The 20,979-nt window shown below is 66.1% G+C and carries 18 protein-coding genes; 6 read left to right on the top strand and 12 right to left on the bottom strand.

Annotated elements, in window-relative coordinates; all coding sequences use genetic code 11:
• The first annotated feature begins 55 nt into the window (after positions 1 to 55).
• Positions 56 to 1,918, top strand: coding sequence for a B12-binding domain-containing radical SAM protein (locus AABB87_RS00920; RefSeq protein ID WP_341969670.1), 1,863 nt, complete (start codon positions 56 to 58; stop codon positions 1,916 to 1,918).
• A gap of 14 nt (positions 1,919 to 1,932) precedes the next feature.
• Here AABB87_RS00920 and AABB87_RS00915 read toward each other — a convergent pair whose 3' ends face one another.
• Positions 1,933 to 2,592, bottom strand: a complete 660-nt coding sequence (locus AABB87_RS00915; RefSeq protein ID WP_341969239.1) for a tRNA-uridine aminocarboxypropyltransferase — start codon at positions 2,590 to 2,592, stop codon at positions 1,933 to 1,935.
• A gap of 11 nt (positions 2,593 to 2,603) precedes the next feature.
• Positions 2,604 to 3,845: a hypothetical protein gene (locus AABB87_RS00910; protein ID WP_341969238.1), complete on the bottom strand. Its 1,242-nt coding sequence runs from the start codon at positions 3,843 to 3,845 to the stop codon at positions 2,604 to 2,606.
• 71 nt (positions 3,846 to 3,916) lie between these two features.
• On the opposite strand from AABB87_RS00910, the gene AABB87_RS00905 reads away from it, so the two are divergent.
• On the top strand, positions 3,917 to 6,817 hold the full coding sequence (locus AABB87_RS00905) for a DEAD/DEAH box helicase (protein WP_341969237.1): 2,901 nt from the start codon (positions 3,917 to 3,919) through the stop codon (positions 6,815 to 6,817).
• A gap of 105 nt (positions 6,818 to 6,922) precedes the next feature.
• On the opposite strand, the gene AABB87_RS00900 is transcribed toward AABB87_RS00905, so the two are convergent.
• A complete protein-coding gene (locus AABB87_RS00900; protein WP_156422087.1) occupies positions 6,923 to 7,096 on the bottom strand; it encodes a hypothetical protein in 174 nt (57 codons plus the stop codon).
• Positions 7,097 to 7,247: 151 nt separating this feature from the next.
• Between AABB87_RS00900 and AABB87_RS00895 the strand changes: the two genes are divergently transcribed.
• Together AABB87_RS00895 and AABB87_RS00890 are read left to right on the top strand one after the other, a co-directional pair.
• The gene (locus AABB87_RS00895; protein WP_341969235.1) at positions 7,248 to 7,625 is read left to right on the top strand and encodes a thioredoxin family protein; all 378 of its coding nucleotides are present in this window, start codon (positions 7,248 to 7,250) and stop codon (positions 7,623 to 7,625) included.
• 121 nt (positions 7,626 to 7,746) lie between these two features.
• Positions 7,747 to 9,144 (top strand): leucyl aminopeptidase family protein, encoded by a 1,398-nt coding sequence (locus AABB87_RS00890; RefSeq protein WP_341969234.1) that lies wholly within the window; start codon positions 7,747 to 7,749, stop codon positions 9,142 to 9,144.
• 36 nt (positions 9,145 to 9,180) lie between these two features.
• Here AABB87_RS00890 and AABB87_RS00885 read toward each other — a convergent pair whose 3' ends face one another.
• The 4 genes from AABB87_RS00885 to AABB87_RS00870 all read right to left on the bottom strand — a co-directional run bounded on the left by AABB87_RS00885 (position 9,181) and on the right by AABB87_RS00870 (position 13,377).
• The gene (locus tag AABB87_RS00885; protein ID WP_341969233.1) at positions 9,181 to 10,854 is read right to left on the bottom strand and encodes a GMC family oxidoreductase; all 1,674 of its coding nucleotides are present in this window, start codon (positions 10,852 to 10,854) and stop codon (positions 9,181 to 9,183) included.
• A gap of 89 nt (positions 10,855 to 10,943) precedes the next feature.
• A complete protein-coding gene (locus AABB87_RS00880) occupies positions 10,944 to 11,582 on the bottom strand; it encodes a MarC family protein (RefSeq protein WP_058722430.1) in 639 nt (212 codons plus the stop codon).
• A gap of 53 nt (positions 11,583 to 11,635) precedes the next feature.
• The gene (locus AABB87_RS00875; RefSeq protein WP_341969231.1) at positions 11,636 to 12,415 is read right to left on the bottom strand and encodes a helical backbone metal receptor; all 780 of its coding nucleotides are present in this window, start codon (positions 12,413 to 12,415) and stop codon (positions 11,636 to 11,638) included.
• 14 nt (positions 12,416 to 12,429) lie between these two features.
• Complete coding sequence (locus AABB87_RS00870; protein ID WP_341969230.1) at positions 12,430 to 13,377, bottom strand: hypothetical protein; 948 nt, start codon at positions 13,375 to 13,377, stop codon at positions 12,430 to 12,432.
• A gap of 244 nt (positions 13,378 to 13,621) precedes the next feature.
• Between AABB87_RS00870 and AABB87_RS00865 the strand changes: the two genes are divergently transcribed.
• On the top strand, positions 13,622 to 14,110 hold the full coding sequence (locus AABB87_RS00865; protein WP_058721234.1) for an RNA recognition motif domain-containing protein: 489 nt from the start codon (positions 13,622 to 13,624) through the stop codon (positions 14,108 to 14,110).
• Positions 14,111 to 14,279: 169 nt separating this feature from the next.
• Here AABB87_RS00865 and AABB87_RS00860 read toward each other — a convergent pair whose 3' ends face one another.
• The 5 genes from AABB87_RS00860 to AABB87_RS00840 all read right to left on the bottom strand — a co-directional run bounded on the left by AABB87_RS00860 (position 14,280) and on the right by AABB87_RS00840 (position 19,952).
• Positions 14,280 to 16,613 carry a carbohydrate binding family 9 domain-containing protein gene (locus AABB87_RS00860; protein ID WP_341969229.1) on the bottom strand — a complete coding sequence of 778 codons (2,334 nt, stop codon included), beginning with the start codon at positions 16,611 to 16,613 and terminating at the stop codon, positions 14,280 to 14,282.
• 282 nt (positions 16,614 to 16,895) lie between these two features.
• Positions 16,896 to 17,675 carry an SDR family oxidoreductase gene (locus AABB87_RS00855; protein WP_341969228.1) on the bottom strand — a complete coding sequence of 260 codons (780 nt, stop codon included), beginning with the start codon at positions 17,673 to 17,675 and terminating at the stop codon, positions 16,896 to 16,898.
• Positions 17,672 to 18,379, bottom strand: coding sequence for an LPS export ABC transporter periplasmic protein LptC (lptC, locus tag AABB87_RS00850; RefSeq protein WP_341969227.1), 708 nt, complete (start codon positions 18,377 to 18,379; stop codon positions 17,672 to 17,674). Before lptC ends, AABB87_RS00855 begins: the two co-directional genes overlap by 4 nt.
• Positions 18,379 to 18,963 carry a KdsC family phosphatase gene (locus AABB87_RS00845; RefSeq protein ID WP_058721238.1) on the bottom strand — a complete coding sequence of 195 codons (585 nt, stop codon included), beginning with the start codon at positions 18,961 to 18,963 and terminating at the stop codon, positions 18,379 to 18,381. The genes lptC and AABB87_RS00845 overlap by 1 nt, the downstream gene beginning before the upstream one ends.
• Entirely contained in the window at positions 18,963 to 19,952 is a 990-nt protein-coding gene (locus tag AABB87_RS00840) for a KpsF/GutQ family sugar-phosphate isomerase (protein WP_341969225.1), read from the bottom strand. Before AABB87_RS00840 ends, AABB87_RS00845 begins: the two co-directional genes overlap by 1 nt.
• Positions 19,953 to 20,200: 248 nt before the next feature.
• On the opposite strand from AABB87_RS00840, the gene AABB87_RS00835 reads away from it, so the two are divergent.
• Positions 20,201 to 20,920, top strand: coding sequence for a substrate-binding periplasmic protein (locus tag AABB87_RS00835; protein WP_341969224.1), 720 nt, complete (start codon positions 20,201 to 20,203; stop codon positions 20,918 to 20,920).
• Positions 20,921 to 20,979: the final 59 nt, after the last annotated feature.

Raw genomic sequence — 20,979 nt, 5'->3', positions numbered from 1 at the left:
GCCCGCCGATGGTGCCGCCGTGCCCGCCCTGCGTGTGCTGTCCATCATCCCGCCGATGACGCAGCTCAACACGCCTTACCCCTCCACCGCCTACCTGACCGGCTTTCTGCGCTCGCGCGGCGTCGACGCCGTGCAAGAAGACCTGGCCCTGGCCTTGATGCTCACGCTGTTCTCGCGCCAGGGCTTGCTGGCACTGCGCGACTGCGCGCAAGCCATGGCCAAGCCAACGCCCCAGGTGCAAGGCTTTCTCGAGCTGTTTGATCGCTACCTCTCCACCATCAGCCCCACCATCGCCTTTTTACAAGGCCGTGACCCCACGCTGGCGCACCGCATCAACACCCGCCAATTCCTGCCCGAGGGCACGCGCTTCGCCACGCTGGATGTGTATGTGGACGAGGAAGGCGGCGACCCGCTGGCCTGGGCTTTTGGCGCGCTGGGCCTGCAAGACCGCGCCCGCCACCTGGCCACGCTTTACCTCAACGATCTGGCCGATGTGCTGCGCGAAGCGGTCGACCCGCGCTTCGAATTCGTGCGTTACGCCGAGTCCCTGGCCACCAGCCAGCCCAGTTTCGAGCCGCTGGCCCAGGCCCTGGCCGCACCGCTGAATCTGGTCGACACCACGCTGCAAGACCTGACCCTTGCCGCGATTGCCAAGCACCAGCCGCAGCTGGTGCTGATCTCGGTGCCCTTTCCCGGCGCGGTGTATGCGGCCTTCCGCATCGCCCAAACCATCAAGGCGCGCTTCCCCGACATCACCCTGGCCTTGGGCGGCGGCTTCGTCAACACAGAGCTGCGCGAGCTGACCGAGCCGCGCGTGTTCGACTATTTCGACTTCCTCACCTTGGATGCCGGCGAGCGCCCGCTGCTCGCGCTGCTGGAACATCTGCGAGGCCAGCGCCCGCGTGAGCGCCTGGTGCGCTGCTTTGTGCGCGATGACGAGGGGACAGTGCGTTATCTGAACTTCGCCGAGGCCGACGTGGCCTTTGCCGAGGTGGGCACGCCGACCTGGGACGGCCTGCCGCTGGACCGCTACCTCTCGTTGCTGGACATGCTCAACCCGATGAACCGCTTGTGGTCCGACGGGCGCTGGAACAAGCTCACGGTGGCACATGGCTGTTACTGGAAGAAGTGCAGCTTCTGCGATGTCAGCCTGGACTACATCTCCCGCTACGAGGGAGCCTCCGCCGCCACCCTGGTGGACCGCATCGAAACCATCGTCAATGAAACCGGCCAGACCGGCTTCCACTTTGTCGACGAGGCCGCGCCGCCCAAGGCATTGAAAGCCCTGGCCGCCGAGCTGAAAGCGCGCCAGCTGGACATTTCCTGGTGGGGCAATATCCGTTTCGAAAAATCCTTCAGCCCGGAGCTATGCCAGCAGCTGGCCGACAGCGGCTGCATCGCCATCTCCGGCGGGCTGGAAGTGGCCTCCGACCGCTTGCTGACGCTGATGAAAAAAGGCGTCTCGGTCGACCAAGTCGCACGCGTGACCAAGGGCTTTGCCGACGCCGGCATCTTGGTGCACGCCTATCTGATGTACGGCTTCCCGACGCAGACCGCGCAAGACACGGTCGATGCGCTGGAGTACGTGCGCCAGCTCTTCGAGCAAGGCTGCATCCACAGCGGTTTCTTCCACCGCTTCGCCTGCACCGTGCATTCACCTGTGGGCAAGAGCCCGCAGGATTACGGCGTTAGCCTTTTGCCGCTGCCGCCCGGCGGCTTTGCGCAAAACGATGTGGGCTTTGTCGACCCCACCGGCGTGGACCATGACCGACTCGGCCTGGGCCTGAAGAAAGCCATTTACAACTATATGCACGGCATCGGCCTGGACGAAGACGTGCGCAGCTGGTTCACCGTCAAGGTGCCGAAGACGACGGTGGCGCGGCACCGCATTGCGCGCGCGCTGGATCAGCGCGGCTGATCCGTATTCCGGGATCAGCCTTCAGACTCAGACTGAGACCGCGCTGACATTAAGCCCTGCCGCTGCACCACAAAGCCCTCGAAGCCGGCCCATAAGGGCGCGTACTTGGCGGCAACTGCTTCAGCCGCTGCCAGGGTCTGGCCCTGCGACTCCACTTGCTGCAAGGCCAGCACCGCGGCTTCCAGGCTGGAGCGTTGCTGCTCGGGGCGCTGTGCTTTGCGGATGGCGTAGCGCGAGGGCGGCAGCGCACTCGCAGCCAAGGCCAGGCGCGGTAGCTGCTGCAAAAGCGGATTGAGGTGCAGCAGTTTGCGGCTCTTGCGCCAGGTGGCATCCAGCAGCACCAGGCGCGCGGGCTCCTTCCCCTGCGGCCAAGCGCCTGCGTCGGCCGACTCATCCAGGGGATAAAGCAGGGCCGTGCCGGCCTCATGCAAGCCCAGCGCCAGCAGATCAGCGGGATCGAATTGCTCGCCCACCAAGACCCGGCAGCGCTGCAGGCAGCGGCTCAACAAGCGCACCGTGCCCTTGGCCTGGTGCTGCTCTTGCGGGTGCTGCAGCACGATCAACTCGACCCGGTTGACCACCGGCCGCACCCATTCGCACAAGCAGGCGGGCAGGGGTAGCGCGCAGGCGGCGCACAGGGTGCGAGGGCTGGCGGGGCTATCGCTGCCGCTCATGGCTTGCGCCATCAGCGCCAGAGCTTGAGGCCGTCCAGCCGGGCCTCGATCTCAGCCATCTGCGCTTTGTAGCCCCCGGACTCCACCGTGCCGTAGCGCTGCGCGAACTGGGCCGCGCTCAAAAACTCGGGTAAGTCGGCCACATCAGGCATGAAGTCGCGCTCCTGCAGGCCGGTGCTCATCGCTACTTGCAACTTGGCCGGGCTGTTCTTGGCCAACAGGCCGAAGCGGGTGCCGGCGCGGTCGGCGGCGATGTCGTTGAAGCTGAAGCCGCTGCCGCCGCGCGAATCGGCCACTTCCTTGTAGACGCCGATGGCATCGCTGAGCGGCCCGCCACCCTCGATCGCCAGCACGGCGGAGATCAGAAAATGCTGCGGGAAGTCATCTCGCCCCGCCAGCGTCACCACCAGCGGCCGCACCGGCTCCCAGGTTCGCGCGGCCGGCATCAGGATGGCCCAGCTCTTGCCGCTGGCATGCAGGGCCAGGGTCAGAATGGCGGCGCGGTTCTCGGCCGCCATCAGCGTCACATCCCCCTTGGCGCGCTGGCGGGCCAGGTCGAACAGCGGTGGCAAAAGCCGCGCCAAAGACACTTGGGCGTAAACCGGATAGGCCGCAGCCACCTGCGCCAAGGCCTGGTGATAAGCCAGGGCGCGCTGCTGCTCGGGTGCGGGCCAAACCAGGGCCATCACCCGCGCCATGCTGTCAGCCTGCCACTGGTATTTGACTTGCGCGTACTGCTCGCCGAAGCCGATGTGGCGAATCAGGTCCTTGGCGAATTGCACGTCTTGCTCTGCCGGCAGACGCAGCAGGGCGGCGCGCAATACCCAATTCGCCAACCAAGCCGGCAGCGGCAGCCGCCCCACCTTCACATGCTCAAACTCGGGCAGGCGGCCGGTCTCGCGCAGGCGGGCTTGCACATTCAGCCACAGGCCCAGCTTGGGCACCAGCAAGCTCAGGCGCAAATCGGCCAGGCCGGGGTGCAAGCGCAACTGGGCCGCGCCGGCGTGCGAATAGAGTGCGGCCTGGCCCAGCAGCAGGTTCAGGTCGGCCTCGCTGATGGTCACCAGGCGCTGCGGATTGCCAGCAACGCGGCGCGGATCATTGCGTTTGAGAAATTCCTTGGCGCGCGCCACATCGCCGCTTTGCACCTCGGCGGCCGGCGGCAGCAAGGCCTGCCCCTGCAAGGCCAGGGCCAGCGCCAGCACGGTGGCCAGCAGCAGGCCCAGCACGCTGCCGAGCAGAATTCGTTTCATCGTCAAGCTCATGGCGCGCAGTCTGCCAGCAATTTGTGGCGGGCAGCGGGCCTGCAGAGACAATCCGCTCAATGCCTGACCTTTCGCCGCCCTCTCCAGAATCTGCAGATTCACCCGCACGCCTGTGGCCGCCCGACGCCCCCACCCTGGGCCGCCTGTTCGAGCGCCAGCGCCTGCAGCGCGGGCGCAGCCTGCAGGGCCAGCTTTTTGATATCAAGGAAGACGCCGCCGGCCACGCCAGCGCGCGCTTTTCGGGCGGCGGCGACACGGTGTTCGAACTCTCGGTGCAAGGCCTGGCCGATGCGCAAGGGCGCCCGCATTACGCCGCCCTGTGCAGCTGCAAGACCCAGCGCTTTTGCGAACATGCCGCCGCGCTGCTGACCAAGCTGCAGCTGGCGGCTGAGCTGCCGCAGCGCAATGCCTTGCTGCAAAGCTGGGTGGAGGCGCTGCGCCGCAAGGCCGGGCGAGATGAGTTGAAGAGCTTGCCCCGCCTGCCCGAGGTGGATGCGGCCAAGCTGATGGATCTGTTGATGGCGGACGAGCCGCCGCCTCACACACCTGCGCCAGCGCCAACAGCAGACGCGCCAGCCAGCCCCACGACCCAACCGGCAGGCACGCCGGCCCGCTTCCGCCCGCGCCTGACCTTGCGCAGCCTGGGCCGGGGCGATGGTCTGCTCGGCCTGGCCCCTGGCTCACGCGCTGGTCGGCTCGGCCCACGCGGCGACCAAGTCACCGTGGTCTGGGTGGACTGGACCTATCAAACGCCACAAGGCCAGCGCTGGGAAACCCCCGCGCCGCGCTCGCTGCTGAACAGCCGCCCCGCGGCCAGCGTGCAACTCGACGATCAGCAACTGCTGCAACGCGACCTGATCCGCGAGGCCGAGGCGCGCGACCAGCTCTGGGCGCTGGACCTGATTCCGCTGGAAAGCAAGCGCCTGCAGTGGCGTGACCCCAAGGCAGGCGCCAATGTGCCCGAGGGCATGTGGACGCTGGCGCAGGAAGAGTTTTTTGCCGCCTTCTGGCTGGAGCAAGTGCCGCGGCTGCAGGCGCAAGGCTGGGCGATAGAGGTGCTGCCCGGCTTTGCGCACCGGCCGCTGCAGCCGGAGGCCTGGACCATCAAGATCGACCGGCTGACGCTGTCCAAGCGCGAGGGCTCCTGGCTCTTGAGCCTGGGCGTCGAAGTGGAAGGCGAGGCACTGGATCTGGCGCCCATGATTGCCGACCTGATCAAGCGCGACGGCCGCTGGCTGCAGCACGAAGAGCTGGCCGAGATCGAGGACGATGCCATCGTCGTGCTGCATGCCCCCGGCGGGCGCCGCATCGAGGCGCCGGCGCTGACCCTCAAAACCATCATCGGCGCGATGGTGGACCTGCTCACCGACCCCAAACGCGCCGACGGGCCGATCCCGCTGAGCGACTGGGACGCCACCCGCCTGGCGCTGCTGGACATCGACTCCCGCACGCGTTGGCAGATCAGCGGCGATGCGGGCCTGCGGGCCATGGCCAAAAAGCTGCAGGCCGCCGGCTCGCCCCAACCCGTGGCGCCGCCCACCGGCCTGGGCCTGAGCTTGCGTGCCTATCAATTGCAAGGCCTGGCCTGGCTGCAATACCTGCGCGAACAAGGCCTGGCGGGCATTCTGGCCGATGACATGGGCTTGGGCAAAACAGCCCAGGCTCTGGCCCATGTGCTGCTGGAAAAGCAGGCCGGCCGGCTGGACCGCCCGGCGCTGGCCGTGCTGCCCACCTCGCTGCTGTTCAACTGGCAGGCCGAGGCCGCGCGCATCGCGCCGCAGTTGCGCGTGCTTCTGCTGCAAGGGCCGGATCGCGCCCAGCACTTTGCACATCTGCATGAATTTGATCTGGTGCTCAGCACCTACCCACTGCTCTGGCGCGACATCACGCCACTGGCGGCGCAGCCCTGGCATTTGCTGATTCTGGACGAGGCGCAAACGGTCAAGAACGCCAGCAGCCGTGCGGCCCGCTCGGTGCGCAAGCTCAATGCCCGCCATCGGCTTTGCCTGACCGGCACACCGTTGGAAAACCATTTGGGTGAGCTGTGGGCGCAGTTTGACTTTCTGATGCCGGGCTTCCTGGGCGACTCGCGCAGCTTCCAGCGCCTGTGGCGCAAGCCCATCGAGGTGGGCGGTGAAAACCTGCGCGCGCAATTGCTGGCGCAGCGGGTGCGCCCCTTCATCTTGCGGCGCCGCAAGGAAGAGGTGGCCACCGAGCTGCCGGCGCTGAGCACGGTCACCCGGCGTGTGCAGCTCTACGGTGCGCAGCGTGATTTGTACGAAAGCGTGCGTGTGGCGGCCGACAAGCAGGTGCGCCGCGAGCTGGCCAAACATGGCTTTGGCGCGGCGCTGATGTCGGTGCTGGATGCGCTGCTCAAACTGCGGCAAGTCTGCTGCGACCCCTGGCTGGTCAAGGGCACGGCCATCGCGCCGGGCATGGAGCGCGCCAAGCTGGAACTGCTGGGCGAGATGCTGCCCGAGCTGGTGGCCGAGGGGCGGCGGGTGCTGGTGTTTTCGCAGTTTGCCGAGATGCTGGGCCTGATCGAGGCGGAACTGGAGCGCCTGGATTTGCCGTTTTTAAGCCTGACCGGCGCCACCCCGGTGTCGGCCCGCGGCGCCTTGGTGCGGCGTTTTCAGGCCCTAGAAGTGCCGGTGATGTTGGTCAGCCTGAAGGCCGGCGGCGTCGGGCTCAACCTGACGGCGGCCGACACGGTGATCCACGTCGACCCCTGGTGGAACCCGGCCGTGGAGGCACAAGCCAGCGCGCGCGCCCACCGCATCGGGCAGGACAAGCCGGTGTTTGTCTACAAACTGGTGGTGGCCGGCAGCATCGAGGAGCGCATGCTGGATTTGCAGGCACGCAAGCTCAAGCTGGCGGAAGGGGTGCTGGGCAGTGACGCGGCGGATGCCATCAAGTTCACGGCTCAGGATCTGGATTTGCTGCTGGCGCCGCTGGCCTGATCGCCATGCTTGGCATGGTCGGCCCGGGGCGGCTGCACTGCAAAAACTGCTTTTGGCTGAGCAGCGCCTTGATGAAGATCAAGGCCACTGTCAGCCGAGCGGCAATCAACGCTTGCGGTCGAAGCGCAGGGCGGCGCGCACCAAGTTGCGGCGGTCGCCACCGGCGAAACCGGCTTCAAAGGCTTCGTGCTTGCGACCCTTGTCGAGCGAACCGAGCTGCCACTCGGTGCAGGGAACGCGACGGGTTTGCTGTTGGTCTTGATGCTGCTGGGTTTTCATGGCTTTATGCCTTTGCTCCTGACGGGTTCTGGGGCTCATCCACATGAGCTTCCTGTCCGTCTGCTGATGTCAACGCAGGCGCTCGCAGCCCGGTTGACAATCCGGGGCGAAGTTTTTTTCGTCACCTGTCACAAAGCGCTAAGCTGCCGCCATGAGTTCCGCCACCCTCCCCACCGACGCCCATCAACGCCATGCCCAGACCACCCTGGTGGCCTGCTTGTGCGCGGCCTGGTGCCGCACCTGCGACAGCTATCACGACACCTTCGCCCAGCTGCGCCAGCAGTTCCCCGACTACCGTTTCATCTGGGTCGACACCGAGGACGACGAAGAACTGATCGGCGACCTGGATGTAGAAACCTTCCCGACCCTGCTGATCGGCGTGGGCGAGCAGCTGCGCTTCATCGGCCCGGTGACGCCGCAGCTGGCCACCGCACAGCGCCTGCTGGAAAGCGCGGTGCAAAGCCCCAAAGCCGGCACGGCCGACCCCGCGGCGCAAGCCTTGCTGGTGCGCTTGCAAAGCAGTTGCTGAGCGAGGTCTGATCGGAGGACCGGCGGGCGGCCATGTCCGTGGTCTTGTGCGCGGTCATGTGCAGGGTCTTGGCCGGGCGGGCGACAATCACGCCTTCAAAAAACCTAGCCGGGCCAGCCCAATGACCGTCCATTTGAAGAAATCCGCCCCCGCCGGCGCCATCGCCATCACCGTGGTGGACCGCGCCGCCTTCCAGGCCATCGCACCCAAATTGCCTGCCGCCACCCGCAACTGGCTGGCCGCCGTGGGCTTCACCGGCGCCGCCGACACCCATGCCCTGCTGCCCGGCAAAGACGGCAAGCTGGCCCAGGTGTTTGCGGGCGTGGCGCATGGCGCCCACCCCTTTGCCCTGGCGGCCCTGCCGCAAGCCCTGCCCGAAGGCGTTTACACCCTGAGCGAGGCCGGTATTCAGGTGGCGCCCGAGCAAGCGGCCCTGTCGTGGGAGCTGGGCGCTTATCAGTTTGACCTCTACAAGCCGCGCCGCCGCGCCCCGGCCCAGCTGGTGCTGCCGCCTTGCGCCGAGGCCCAGCGTGGCATGGCGATTGCCACCGTCATGGCCGCCACCCGCGATCTGGTCAACACCCCCGCCGAGCACATGGGCCCGGAAGAACTGGCCAAGGCCGCTGCCCTGGTGGCCAAGCAGCATGGCGCCAAATTCAAGCAAGTCGTCGGTGATGAGCTGCTGAAGCAGAACTTCCCGGCCATCCACGCCGTAGGCCGCGCCAGCCACCGCGCGCCCCGGTTGATTGAACTGAACTGGTCGGGCGTGCCCGCCAAGGCCAGCGCCAAGGCGCCGCTGCTGAGCATCGTCGGCAAGGGCGTTTGCTTCGATACCGGCGGCCTGAACATCAAGGGCGGCGAAGGCATGCGCCAGATGAAGAAGGACATGGGCGGCGCCGCCAATGCCCTGGGCTTGGCGGCCCTGGTGATGGCGATGAAGCTGCCGGTGCGCCTGCAAGTGCTGATTCCGGCGGTGGAAAACGCCATCTCCGGCAATGCCTACCGCCCCGGCGATGTGGTGCCCACCCGCAAGGGCCTGCACATCGAGATCGGCAATACCGATGCCGAAGGCCGCGTGGTGCTGAGCGATGCCCTGGCCTATGCCGCGGAAGGCAGCCCCGACCTGATCATCGACCTAGCCACCCTGACCGGCGCCGCTCGCGTGGCCCTGGGCGCGCAGCTGCCAGCCCTGTTCAGCAAGCATTTCGACACCGCCCGCGACCTTGTCGACCTCGGCCTGAAGCTGGACGACCCGATGTGGCATATGCCGCTGTGGGCGCCCTACAAGGCCGGCATCGAAAGCACGATTGGCGACATCGTCAACACCGGCAAGAGCGCCCTGGCCGGCGCCATCAACGCCGCGCTGTTCCTGGAGTACTTCGTGGCCGAGAACCAGGACTGGCTGCACATCGACCTGTTCGCCTGGAACGATGTGGCCCGCCCGGGTCGCCCCGTGGGCGGCGAGGCGCAGACCATCCGCACCTTGCTGGGCTATCTGGAACAGCGCTACGCGGCTTAAGCGAGCGATCGAGCGGGCCGAGCAGGCGCGGGCAGGCTACTCGCCCGCCTTCAGCCAGGCCGCAGCGCGCTCGGCAATCATCAGCGTCGGAGAATTGGTATTGCCGCTGGTGATGGTGGGCATGATGCTGGCGTCCACCACCCGCAGGCCGGCCACGCCGCGCACGCGCAAGCGGCTGTCCACCACCGCCTGCGCATCATCCGCCCGGCCCATCTTGCAGGTGCCCACGGGATGGAAGATGGTGGTGGCAATGTCGCCGGCCAAGCGGGCCAGCTCTTCATCGCTCTGGAACTGCAGGCCAGGCTTGAACTCTTCGGGCTCATAGGCGGCCAGGGCCGCTTGGCCAACGATGTGGCGGGTCAGCCGCAGGCTGGCGGCGGCGATGCGGCGGTCTTCTTCGGTGCTGAGATAGTTGGGCGCGATGGCGGGCGCCGCTGCCGGATCCTTGCTGCGGATCTGCACCGTGCCCCGACTCGTCGGGTTGAGGTTACAGACGCTGGCGGTGATGGCATTGAAGTCGTGCAGCGGCTCGCCAAAGGCATCCAGCGACAGGGGCTGGACGTGATATTCCAGATCGGGCCAGTGCTTGTCCGGCGAGCTGCGCGTGAAGGCGCCCAGCTGCGAAGGCGCCATGCTCATCGGCCCGCTGCGCCGCAGGGCGTATTCCAGGCCGATCAAGGCCTTGCCCCACAGGCTGCCCGCCATGGTGTTGAGCGTCTTGGTGTCATTGACCTTAAAGACGCTGCGGATCTGCAAATGGTCTTGCAAATTAGCACCCACGCCCGGCAGCGCTTGCTGCACGGCGATGCCAAGCCGGCCCAGCAAATCGGCCGGGCCAATGCCTGAGAGCTGCAAGATCTGCGGTGACCCGATGGCCCCGGCCGCCAGCAGCAACTCACCGCCCGGATTCAGCGCCACTTGCTGCAGGCCGCGCGGCGTCAAAACCTCGGCCCCCGCGCAGCGCAAACCGCCACCCTCGGCCGGCAACAATTGCAAGCGCTGCACCTGGGCGCCTGTCCACATCTCGAAGTTGGGGCGGGCATAGCAGGTCGGGCGCAAAAAGGCTTTGGCCGTGTTCCAGCGCAGGCCGGACTTTTGATTGACCTCGAAATAGCCCACGCCCTCGTTGCTGCCGCTATTGAAGTCCTCAGTGGCCGGGATGCCGGCCTGCACGGCGGCGCTGGCGAAGGCGTCCAGAATGTCCCAGCGCAGGCGCTGCTTCTCGACCCGCCACTCGCCGCCATGGCCGTGTGCGGCCTTGAAGGCGGCGCTGGCACCGCTACTGCCGCCACGCGCTTCGCCGTCCAGGCGCCAGTGGTTCTCGTGCTGCTTGAAGAAGGGCAGGCTGGCGTCCCAGCGCCAGGCGGGGTCAGATGTTGCCTCGGCCCAGCCGTCGTAATCACGCGCCTGGCCGCGCATATAGATCATGCCGTTGATGCTGGAGCAACCGCCCAGCACCTTGCCGCGCGGGTAGCGCAGGCTGCGGCCGTTCAAGCCCGCATCGGGCTCGGTCTGGTAAAGCCAGTCGGTGCGCGGATTGCCGATGCAGTGCAGATAACCGACCGGGATGTGGATCCAGTGATAGTCATCCCGCCCGCCCGCCTCCAGCAACAAGACCCGCTTTGCCGGGTCGGCCGAGAGGCGATTGGCCAATAAACAGCCGGCCGTGCCGGCGCCCACAATGATGTAGTCAAAACTCATGGCGGCCATGCTGACGCAGCAGGCTTACACGAACAAGGGCGTTGCTACTGAGAGCCGAAAAAATCGTGGCCGGGCAGGACGCCTGGCCCGCTGATTTTTTAACCCAGATGCGAGCCCAGCACCGGGAACAGCTTCATCAAGCCGTCAGCCAGCAACTCCACCGCCAGTGCGGCGAGGATCAAACCCATCAAGCGGGTCATGATGCTGATGCCGGTCTGGCCCAGCACCTTGGCAATGCGGCCGGAAGCGGTGAACACGGCATAGGTGAACAAGGCCACCACCACGCCATAACCCACCAGCACGGCCAGCTCCCACCAGTGGCGGGTTTTCTCGGCGTAAATCACCATGGTGGAGATGGTGGCCGGGCCGGTCAGCAGGGGGATGGTCAGGGGCACGACGGCGATGCTGGCGCCGGCATCAGCCTTGCTCTCGGCCGCGTTGAGTTCCTCACCACTCGATTCGGCCGGCTTGGCGCTGAGCATTTGAATCGCGCTGATCAAAAGCAGGGTGCCGCCGCCCACCTGGAAGCTGGCCAGCGAAATATTGAAGAACTCCAGCAGTTTCAGGCCCAGCAGCGAGCTCAGGGCAATCACCAAGAAAGCCGTGAAGCAGCTCACCACAATGGTGTGCTTGCGCTGTTCTTTGGTCAGGTGGCTGGTGAAGTGAATGAAAAAGGGCAGCACCCCGATCGGGTTGACGATGGTCAGCAAGGCCACCAGCGGTTTGTAGATATCCATGGCCCGCATTGTCTGCGCACTGCAGCCCCCTCAGGCTGGCGCAAACCCCGAAATCAGCCCGCTGTTTGCGCCAGGCCGCACAAATAGTCCAGCCCTGCGGCCGCGCGCGGGCCGTACCAGCTCAGCAGTTCACCATCCACCAGTTGCACGCGGGCTTGCGGGCACAAGGCTTGCGCCTCGGCCAGATGGCTGGTGTCGAAGCGATAGGGCTCCGAGCTGAGCAGCACCCGGTCGATCTGCGCCAGCCAAGACTCGTTGCACTGCAAGACCGGGTAGCGCGCGGCGCCGGATTCGCCGCCCCAGACCTCGGGCCAGCTCTGCCAGCCCACTTCGGCCAGCATGCGGGCGATGTAAGTGTCACGCGCCACCGTCATCCAGGGCTCACGCCAGATCAGGTAAAGCACCCGCTGCGCCGGCCAGACCTGGCTGCGGCAACGTGCCAGCGCGGCGTGCAAGTCCTGCTGCAGCTCGGCGCAGCGCTGCGCCACGCCAGGCAAATGGCCGAAGGCGGCGAGCATTTGCGCCAGCAGTTCGAGGTTGTCTTGCGGGCCCTGCGGATGGGTAACGATGAGCTGCGGCACAAACTCGCGCAGCGCCTCAGCAGTCTCGGCCCGGTTCTCGTCCACATTGACGATCACATGGCTGGGCCGCAGGGCGCGCAGTTTGGCCAAATTCACGTCCTTGGTGCCGCCGACCTTGGGCACATCGCTCACCGCTTCGGCCGGATGAATGCAAAAACCGGTGCGTGCCACCAGATAGGGCCGCAAGCCAAGGGCGATTAGCAACTCGGTGACGCTGGGCACCAAGCTGGCAATGCGGGGCGCCGAATCCAATGCTGTGGCCGCGCTCACACCAAGCGGCTTTCGGCGCCACCGGCGGCACGCTCTTCCGCCTGCGCCGCATCCTGCAAAACCAGAAAGACGGCGCAGCAGCCGCGCAAATAAACCAGCGTGGGCAACACCAAGGCCACGGCGAACACGGTGCCGCCACCGACCAAGGCTGCCATGCCCAGCGGTGTGGCCGCCAGCGGCGCTCCGGCAGCGCCCAGGCTGCGCAAGCCGTAGCCGAACAGGCCGGCCATCAATTGCTGGGCCGGCACATCAATGCCGGTCAGCCACACCACCAGCAAGGCCCAGGCGCGCCCGCCGCTCATCACCACCAGGCTGACCAAGGCGCTCACCAAGCCGGACACGGCCAAGGCCGCAGCCATCAGCCCCGCCGCTTCCAAAGGTCCATGGCGCAGCTGGCGCCACAACATGCGCACGGTCTCCTGCACGCTATTGCCGGCCCAGATGGAAGGCCCCGTCAGCGGCCCCACCAGCACGATGCCGCTGAAAGCCACCACGCCCAGGAACACCACGCCCACCGGCACCAGCAAAGCAAACAAGGCCACGCCCACCCAGGGCAGGCGCGCCGCCCACAGCAGCGTCAGCAAGGCTCCCACGCCCAAGGCCACCGCCATCAGCAGGATGAACAAGCACAGCAAAACACGCGGCGCGGTACGCAGGGCGGCGCGAAAGGCATCGGCCACATCACGAACCGGGCGGCCACGCGCCTGGTCCATCAGCAAGAGGCCGGTGGTGTTGAGGCCTAGAAAAGCGCTCACCACAGCGCCAGCCGCCCAAAGCCAACCGGTCAAGTTGTCCGCCTTGGCCAGGGCCGATTCGGCCGAGGCCAGCATCAAGCCGGCCATGCAAAAGGTTGCCAGCAAGGCGTACAAAGCCTGGCCGTTACGCGGGGCATCCAGGCTGGCCAGCACCCGGTTCAAATCCTGCAAACTGATTTTTCTCGACATGGCTGGATCATAGCCAGCCTCTTTTGCAAGCCGTTTTGCCAAACTAATTCACAGTTCGCACGGATTCATCACCAGGGTTTTTTCTAGCTACCGAAAAACAACACTTGGCAGTGTGGGCATGACCTCCGGCTAGACCCTTCGCCCATAATGTTTTACCTGTGTTTGGAAGCCGCACCTTCGCTTGAATGGTTCACGATGGGCTGAAGCTCCACATGGTTTTTCTTGGTATTGAAAGGGCTTCCCCATGGGAAACAAGCTTTACGTCGGCAATCTTGCCTATAGCGTGCGTGACGAGTCGCTGCAAGAAGCGTTCTCGCAATTTGGTTCTGTGACCTCCGCAAAGGTCATGATGGACCGTGACACAGGTCGTTCCAAGGGCTTCGGCTTCGTGGAAATGGGCTCTGATGCAGAAGCACAAACGGCCATCAACGGCATGAATGGCCAAGACCTCGACGGTCGCGCCATCGTCGTGAACGAGGCTCGTCCTCGTGAAGAGCGTCCGGGCGGCTTCGGCGGCGGCGGTCGTTCGGGTGGCGGCGGCTTCGGCGGCGGTCGTTCGGGTGGCGGCGGCTTCGGCGGCGGCGGTGGTGGCGGCTACGGTGGTGGCGGCGGTGGCCGTTCCGGTGGCGGCGGCTTCGGCGGCGGTGGTGGCGGCTACGGCGGTGGCGGCGGTGGCCGTTCCGGCGGTGGCGGCGGCTACGGCGGCGGCCGTTCGGGTGGCGGCGGCTATTAATTAGCCCCGGTCTCTCGACCTGCAATGAAAAGGCACCCTCGGGTGCCTTTTTCTATTTCTGCGCTACGTTTGCTCGGCCCTGGCTCTTGATCGGGTCTAGCGCTGGCCTAGGCCAGGACCGGGCAAGCGCAATTTCCAATGGATGGCTGGGCTCGCCTAGCCCAGCGCATCAACGCTGCCAACCCACCTGAGCCTTGGCAAAGACTTCGGTGCTGCGCTGGCGTGAGGGGCGCTCGTCGGCCTGGCTCAGGCCCAGGCTGAACACCCGGTTCAAACCCTGGCGGTGGGTGTAGACCAGCGAGAGATGGTTGCTGCTGTCCTGCGCCGCGTTCAAACCCAATTCGGCGCGGCGCTGAAACTGGCTGTGCTGGGCAATGGCGCGCAGGGAATCGTGCGGGCTCACATGCAGCACCAGCAGGGTCTGCCAATTGCTGTCGGTGAAGCCACGCTGACCCTGCGGATTATTCACATAGCTTTGACCCATTTGCTGCTCCAACTCCAGCCCGAAGCCTTTGGGGCTGGGCAAACGCAGGCGCGCCTCCAGCCAGAGACTGGCGCCCCTGCCTAAGCGATCGGCCTCCACATCCAGGCGCCGGCCCCATTCAAGTTCAGCATTCACAAAGGTCAGCCAGGCATTGGGGCTGGACTCAAAGCCCAGCAGCACGGTGCGCGGCGCATGCACAGGCCCGTCGGACTTGGCGCGCTGCTGATCCAGGCCCAGATGCGCCCAAACGCCGGTGTTGCGCTCGCTCGCCAGCCAAAAGCCGGGCTGCAAGCGCCGCTCGATCAAGCGATTGCCCGGCACGCCCAGCTCCGCATCCGCCAGCGTTTGAGCCTGCACCAGCTTGAGTTGCCAGTCCAACTCGTAAGCCTGAAAACGCGACCACTCCCCCAGCGGCGCCAAGCTCTGCGAGCCTGCCTTCTGGTGCAAATTCAAAGTGACACGCCGAAAGCCCGCCTGGCTGACAAAGCCGTTGTCGTTAGCAAAGCGTGGACTCACATCTTCCAGATGCAGCTGATTGCTCCAGTCCTCGCTGCGGTGGCGCCAGGCCAGCCACAGGTGATGGCCGGATGCGGCCGGCCCGCTCTGGGCCTGGCCTTGGGCGTCGAAGGCCACGCTGGTGCGTGACCACAGCAGATGGCCGCGCACCGCATCACCGGCGCCGGGGGCCCAGGCGAAGTCGCTGCCCAGCACCTCGTTGCGGCGGCCCTGGCCATAGTCACGCGATGAAATCAGGCCGCCCAAGGTGACCGGCGCCAGCTGCATACGCCCGCGCATAAAGCTGGCTTGCGAAACGCCCGGCTGCGCGAAACTGGCCGTGCCAAAGGCATTGGCGCGCAAGACCTGACCCCCACCGGCATCGCGCAGACTCAGCGCCGTGGCTTCCGCCAAAGCGCCGCGCCAGGTGGCACGCAAGCCCCAGTCGGGGTCAGTGACGGCACGTGAGTAGAACGCCGCCAGGCCGCGGTTCTGGCCTTCGTCATCCGGCTGGCTTTGGCCCACCACATCGGTGCTTTCCAGAAAGAAGGGGCGCTTTTCCTGCTGGCTAAGCGCGAAGCGGGTATTGCCCGCCAGCTGTGGCGCGTCCAGCTCGACCTGCGAGAAGTCCGGGTTCAGGGTGGCATCAATCACCCAGTCGGCGCGCGGCCGCCATTTCAGCTCACCGCCCAGGTTCAGGCTTTGGCTGCGGCTGTTCGGCTGACCCGGCTCAGTGACTTGCAAGCGGCGCGCCGTCAGCTCGGGGCGGATGCTGATGAAGCTGCGCTCGCGCACTTGCTCCACCAGATCATCCAAGCCACCCAGCACCTGCAACTCGGCAATAAAGCTCAAATCCTCTTTGGTGAGCGGGGCGCTGAGCATCAAGCTGGCGGCCTCATCGCGCGGCATATTGCGCACCACCATCACACGCCAGGGCAGGCCCTCGCTGTGCGGGAAACGCAGCGAGGCCAGTGGCCAGCGCAGCTCGATGCTGTAGCCATCGGGCAGGCGCTGCGCGGCGGCTTCAAGCTCGAAGTCGGGCGAAAAGTCCTCCACATCGTCGTCGGCGGTGAACAGCCCATCGGCCAGCACGCCGGACGCGCTGATGCGCACAAACTGGGCCGAGCGGCGCTGGCCCACCGGGTCGATCACCACCGAGACAAAGTCCTGGTCGCGGCGCACCCGGTCACGCCGGGTCAGCGGCGCGCGGATCAAGTCCGGCGCGGGGTCGTAGGCGCGGATGCCGAAGATCAAGGCATCAGCACTCGCCACCACCTGTACCGTGGTGCGCCAGGGCGCGGGCTTTTTGTCCTCGGGCTGGAACTGCACAAAGCGGTCGTAAATGGGGGCGCGCTGCCACAGCGCTTCGTCGAGCCGACCGTCGATCACCGGCGGCGTCTCCGTGCTTTTGAGGCGCAGGGCGCGCGGGCCCTCCAGCGCGGCCGGCTCAGCCGCCCATGCAGGCGCAGCCCAAGTCATGGCCATCGTGACCACGAGGGCCAGACCAGAAAGAATTGATTTCATGCGGCAAACAGATCAAGGCATGACGACAGCGAGGCTCGCCTCGCGGCAGTCGAGTCATGGTGCGACGCCTAGCGCGCCGGCGCAGGCCGGGGCACAGGGTCGAGAAAGGCACATGGCCGGGGCGCAAAGCCCCAGCGAGCAGCCCTAGCAGGGGTGAAGTACTTTCATCATCATGCTTGCCTCCTGATGACCCTGGCTCCCAGGGTGCACCGCTTTTGATCGGGTGCCGCAGTGTAGGCAGCGGCAGGCGCCCACGCAAGTCAGCGCAAAGCAACAGGCTCGCTACTCGCCCTGGCGATGTTTGCGCGGCCGGCCGACCAAAGCCCGGTCAAAAATGAAGTTAGGCAGCAAGCGCAAGAGCCGCGCCACCCAGCCCATTTGCCAGGGAATGACCCGAAAACCCACGCCCTGCCCGATGGCCGCAAAAGCCTTGGCCGCGAAGTCTTGCGCAGGCATCAAGAAGGGCATGCGGTAGCGGTTCTCGCGGGTCAGCGGCGTGTCGATATAACCCGGCGCAATCGTCACCACCTTGACGCCAAAAGGCCGGCACTCACCGCGCAGGCTTTCGCAATAGCTGATCACTGCCGCCTTGCTGGAGCAATAGGCCGCATGGCCGGGCAGGCCGCGAATGCCGGCCACGCTGGCCACGCCCACCAGCGTGCCGCTGCCGCGCTGGGTCATGGCCTTGATGAAGGGATGAAAGGTCGCAGCCAGGCCGATATTGTTGGTGGCGTAGACGCGTTGCATCACGGCCAAGTCTTCGTAAATCGCGCTGTCTATGCCCACGCTGATGCCGGCATTGGCGATCACCACATCGGGCAGGCCCTGGGCGGCGATGCAGTCGCGCCCGGCCGCGACGATGGACTCGACCACGCTGACATCGGCGCCGTAGATGCGAAAGCGCTCCGGGCTCAGGCCCTGCGTTTGCGCCCATGCCTGCAACTCGGCCGTGCGCCGCGCCACCAGGGCCAGACGCCAGCCTTGGCGGTAATACTCCAGCGCCAGCGCTTGGCCCAGGCCGCTGGAGGCGCCGGTGATGTAGGCAAGACCTGTCGTCGTCATCGCTTGCTTCCGGGTTTGGCCACGGGGGTGAACTGCGCCGTGCTGCGGCCGCTGAAGCTCAGGCGGCCGCTGAGGTTGTCGTACTCAAAGCTCTGCGCCTGGATCACGCCATTGGCATAGCTGATGCGCACGGGCACATGAGAGCGCAGCAACTCGGTGTTGACGAAGGCGTGCAAGAACTCACCGCGTATCTCTAGCTTGGGCGCGGCGGCCACTTCGCCTTGGCTGTCTCGCTCAAAGCGCTGCACATGCACATCCCCCATCAGCTGCACCTCGCTGCCGTCGCCATTGCTGAGCGCGCGGGTGGCGCTGGCCAGGGTCAGGCTGCCGTCGCCGCCGATGGCACGCAGGCGGATGCCGTCGATCTCCAGCGTGTCGTCATCGGCGAAATGGCGCATCTCGGCACCTTCGATACGCACCCGCAGCTTGCCGTCGGCCGCCACTTTCTGCAGATCGAAATTGCGCATGCGGTAGTCAAACACATGGCGAACCGGCTTGGCTTCGCTGGGCTCATCGGGCCTCGGCGTGTGCTTGAGCAGCCACCAACTGCCCGCCGCAAGCAAGGCCATCAGGATCAACGGCAGATAGGCCGAGAGCAAGGCCTGGAGGCGCCAGATCAGCGGCTGCACCTGACGCGGTGGCCTCAAAACTGTGACGGCCGGCAGCGGCCGGGCGGGTACGGCCGAAGTCGGCCGCGTGGGCATTAGGCCAGCCTCCCGCCGTCCAGCGTATCGAGGTGGCCATTGAGCAAATCAGCATAGCGGCCACAGGCCTGCAGCATCAGGTCGCAGCACTCGCGCGCCGCACCGTGGCCACCGGCCGCGCTGGTGACGTAATGCGCCACCGCCTTGACCTCCGCATGGGCTTGCGCCGGCGCGCAGGCAAAGCCGGCCCGGGTCAGCAAGGGCAGGTCGGGCCAGTCGTCGCCCATGGCGGCCACCTCGCCCCAGCTCAGGCCCAGGCTGTCCAGCAGCGGTTGGGCCACGGCCAATTTGTCTTTGGCGCCATAGCTGGCATGGCGCAGGCCCAGATCCGCCACACGGCGGCGCACAGCAGGCGAATCGCGGCCGGTGATGATGATGGGCGTGATGCCGGCTTGATCCAGCAGCTTGAGGCCGTGGCCGTCCAGCGTGGAGAAGGCTTTGAAGCTTTCGCCCTGCTCGCCGATATAGATGCGGCCATCGGTCAGCACACCGTCCACATCGAAGATGGCGGCCTTCAAGCCCAGGCCCTGGCCTTGCGCCTTGACGAGCAAGTCGGTAGAGAATTTCAGTGCGGGGCTCAGCATCAGATCACCTTGGCGCGCATCAAATCATTGATGGTGATGGCGCCTTGCAGCGTCTGCTGCTCGTCCACCACCAGCACCACGGTGATGCGTGCGGCTTCCATCAGCGCGGCGGCATCCACAGCCAAGGCTTCGGCGGCCACGGTGCGGGGCTTGGCGTGCATCACCTGCGCGGCATTCAGCCCGCGCAAGTCCTGACCCTTTTCCACCAAGCGGCGCAGGTCACCGTCGGTGAAGATGCCTTGCACGCGATCCGCCGCATCCACCACGATGGCCACGCCCAGGCTCTTGGCCGACATCTCGCGCATCAGTTCGGTAAACGGTGTGTCCAGCGCCACGCGCGGCAGATCAGCGCCGCTGCGCATCAGGTCGCGCACATGGGTCAAAAGCTTGCGGCCCAGCGCGCCGCCGGGGTGCGAGCGGGCAAAGTCCTCGGGCTTGAAGCCCCGCGCGTCCAGCAAGGCCACGGCCAGGGCGTCGCCCAGGGCCATTTGCGCGGTGGTGCTAGCGGTGGGCGCCAGGTTCAGCGGGCAAGCCTCTTCGGCCACGGCGCTGTCCAACACGATGCTGGCATGACGGGCCAGGCTGGACTCGGCCCGGCCGGTCATGGCCACAATGGTGACGCCCAGGCGCTTGAGCACCGGCAGCACCACATTCAATTCATCGCTTTCGCCGGAGTTGGACAGCGCCAGCACCACGTCATCGGCTGTAACCATGCCAAGGTCACCATGGCTGGCTTCGCCCGGATGCACAAACAAAGCGGGCGTGCCGGTCGACGCCAGCGTGGCCACAATCTTGCGGCCCACATGGCCGCTCTTGCCCATGCCCATCACAGCCACGCGGCCGCTGCAGTTCAACACCGCCTGCACCGCCTGCGCGAAGGCTTCACCCAGCCGGGGGCCGAGATCGGTCAATGCCTGTGCCTCGATGGCCAGGGCTTTGCGCGCGGCGCCAACCGCACGCGCGGCGTCAAATGTGGGAGCTTGGGTCATGGGTGGAAGTATATCGAGGGGGGGTGCTCGCTGAGTCGGTATGGAAGCAGTGATTGGCCGCTCGGCCTCGGGCCAAGAACAGGGCCGACGACAGCGCCGCGGACCGCCGCACAGCTTGCGACCGGCTCAAAGCACGGCCTAGCGCCTGCTATGCTCGCCTCGCTTTCTTGCCAATGAGGGGTTCAATGCGCAGCAGGGTCTCGGGGGTACTTGTCTGGCTTCTGGCCGGGTTCGCCAGTGCGCCCGCCTTGGCCGAGGATGTTGCCCTGCGCTTCGTCACCGAGCCCTTTCCGCCCTACACCTACGCCGTGAAGGACAAAGCCGCCGGCCCCATGGTCGATGTGCTGCAGGCGGTGTGCGAATTGCTCAAGCGCAGTTGCAAGATCGAGGTACTACCCTGGCGCCGGGCGCTGAGCCTGGCCCAGCGGGGGGCGGTTGACGGCATCTTCACGATTCTCGACACGCCGGAGCGGCGCGCCGTCTTCCACATCAGCTTGCCCGTGATCGATGCCCGCTACAGCCTATTCGCCCAAGCCGGCGCAGACTTCCGTTTTGATGGCGACCGCCAGGCCCTCAAGGGGCGCACCATCGGCGTCTACGGCCCGTCCGGCACCTCCTATGCCTTGGACCAGTTGGTCGAAGGTGTGGCAGACGTGAGCAAGGTGCTGGAGTACGACAACATCAGCGTGCTGCGCAAGCTGGCTGCCGGGCGCTATGGCCCGCAGGGCTTGGTCTTGATCAACGAGGCCGTGGGCCTGGATTTGATTCGCTCGGAAAAACTGTCCGGTCTGCAAGCCGCTGGCACCGTCAAGCAGTTCAGTTATGCCTTTGGCCTGAGCCGGGCGCGCTTGACCACGGCAGATGCCCGGCAGTTCAACGCCGCACTGGCCACCTTGTGCAGCAGTGGCCGCACCGCCGCCTTGCTCAAGCCCTACGCCGTGCCTGCGGCGGCGTGCAAGCATCCTTGATTGACCGGTCCGCCATCAGCCCCACCGGCCCGCCGGAAGCAATGAGAAAGGCCACCCGA

The organism is Roseateles sp. PN1 (genome assembly GCF_038419725.1).
GTDB lineage: Bacteria > Pseudomonadota > Gammaproteobacteria > Burkholderiales > Burkholderiaceae_C > Paucibacter_A.
The sequence above is the reverse complement of the archived record's forward strand: the minus strand, read 5'-3'. Positions and strand labels throughout refer to the sequence as shown.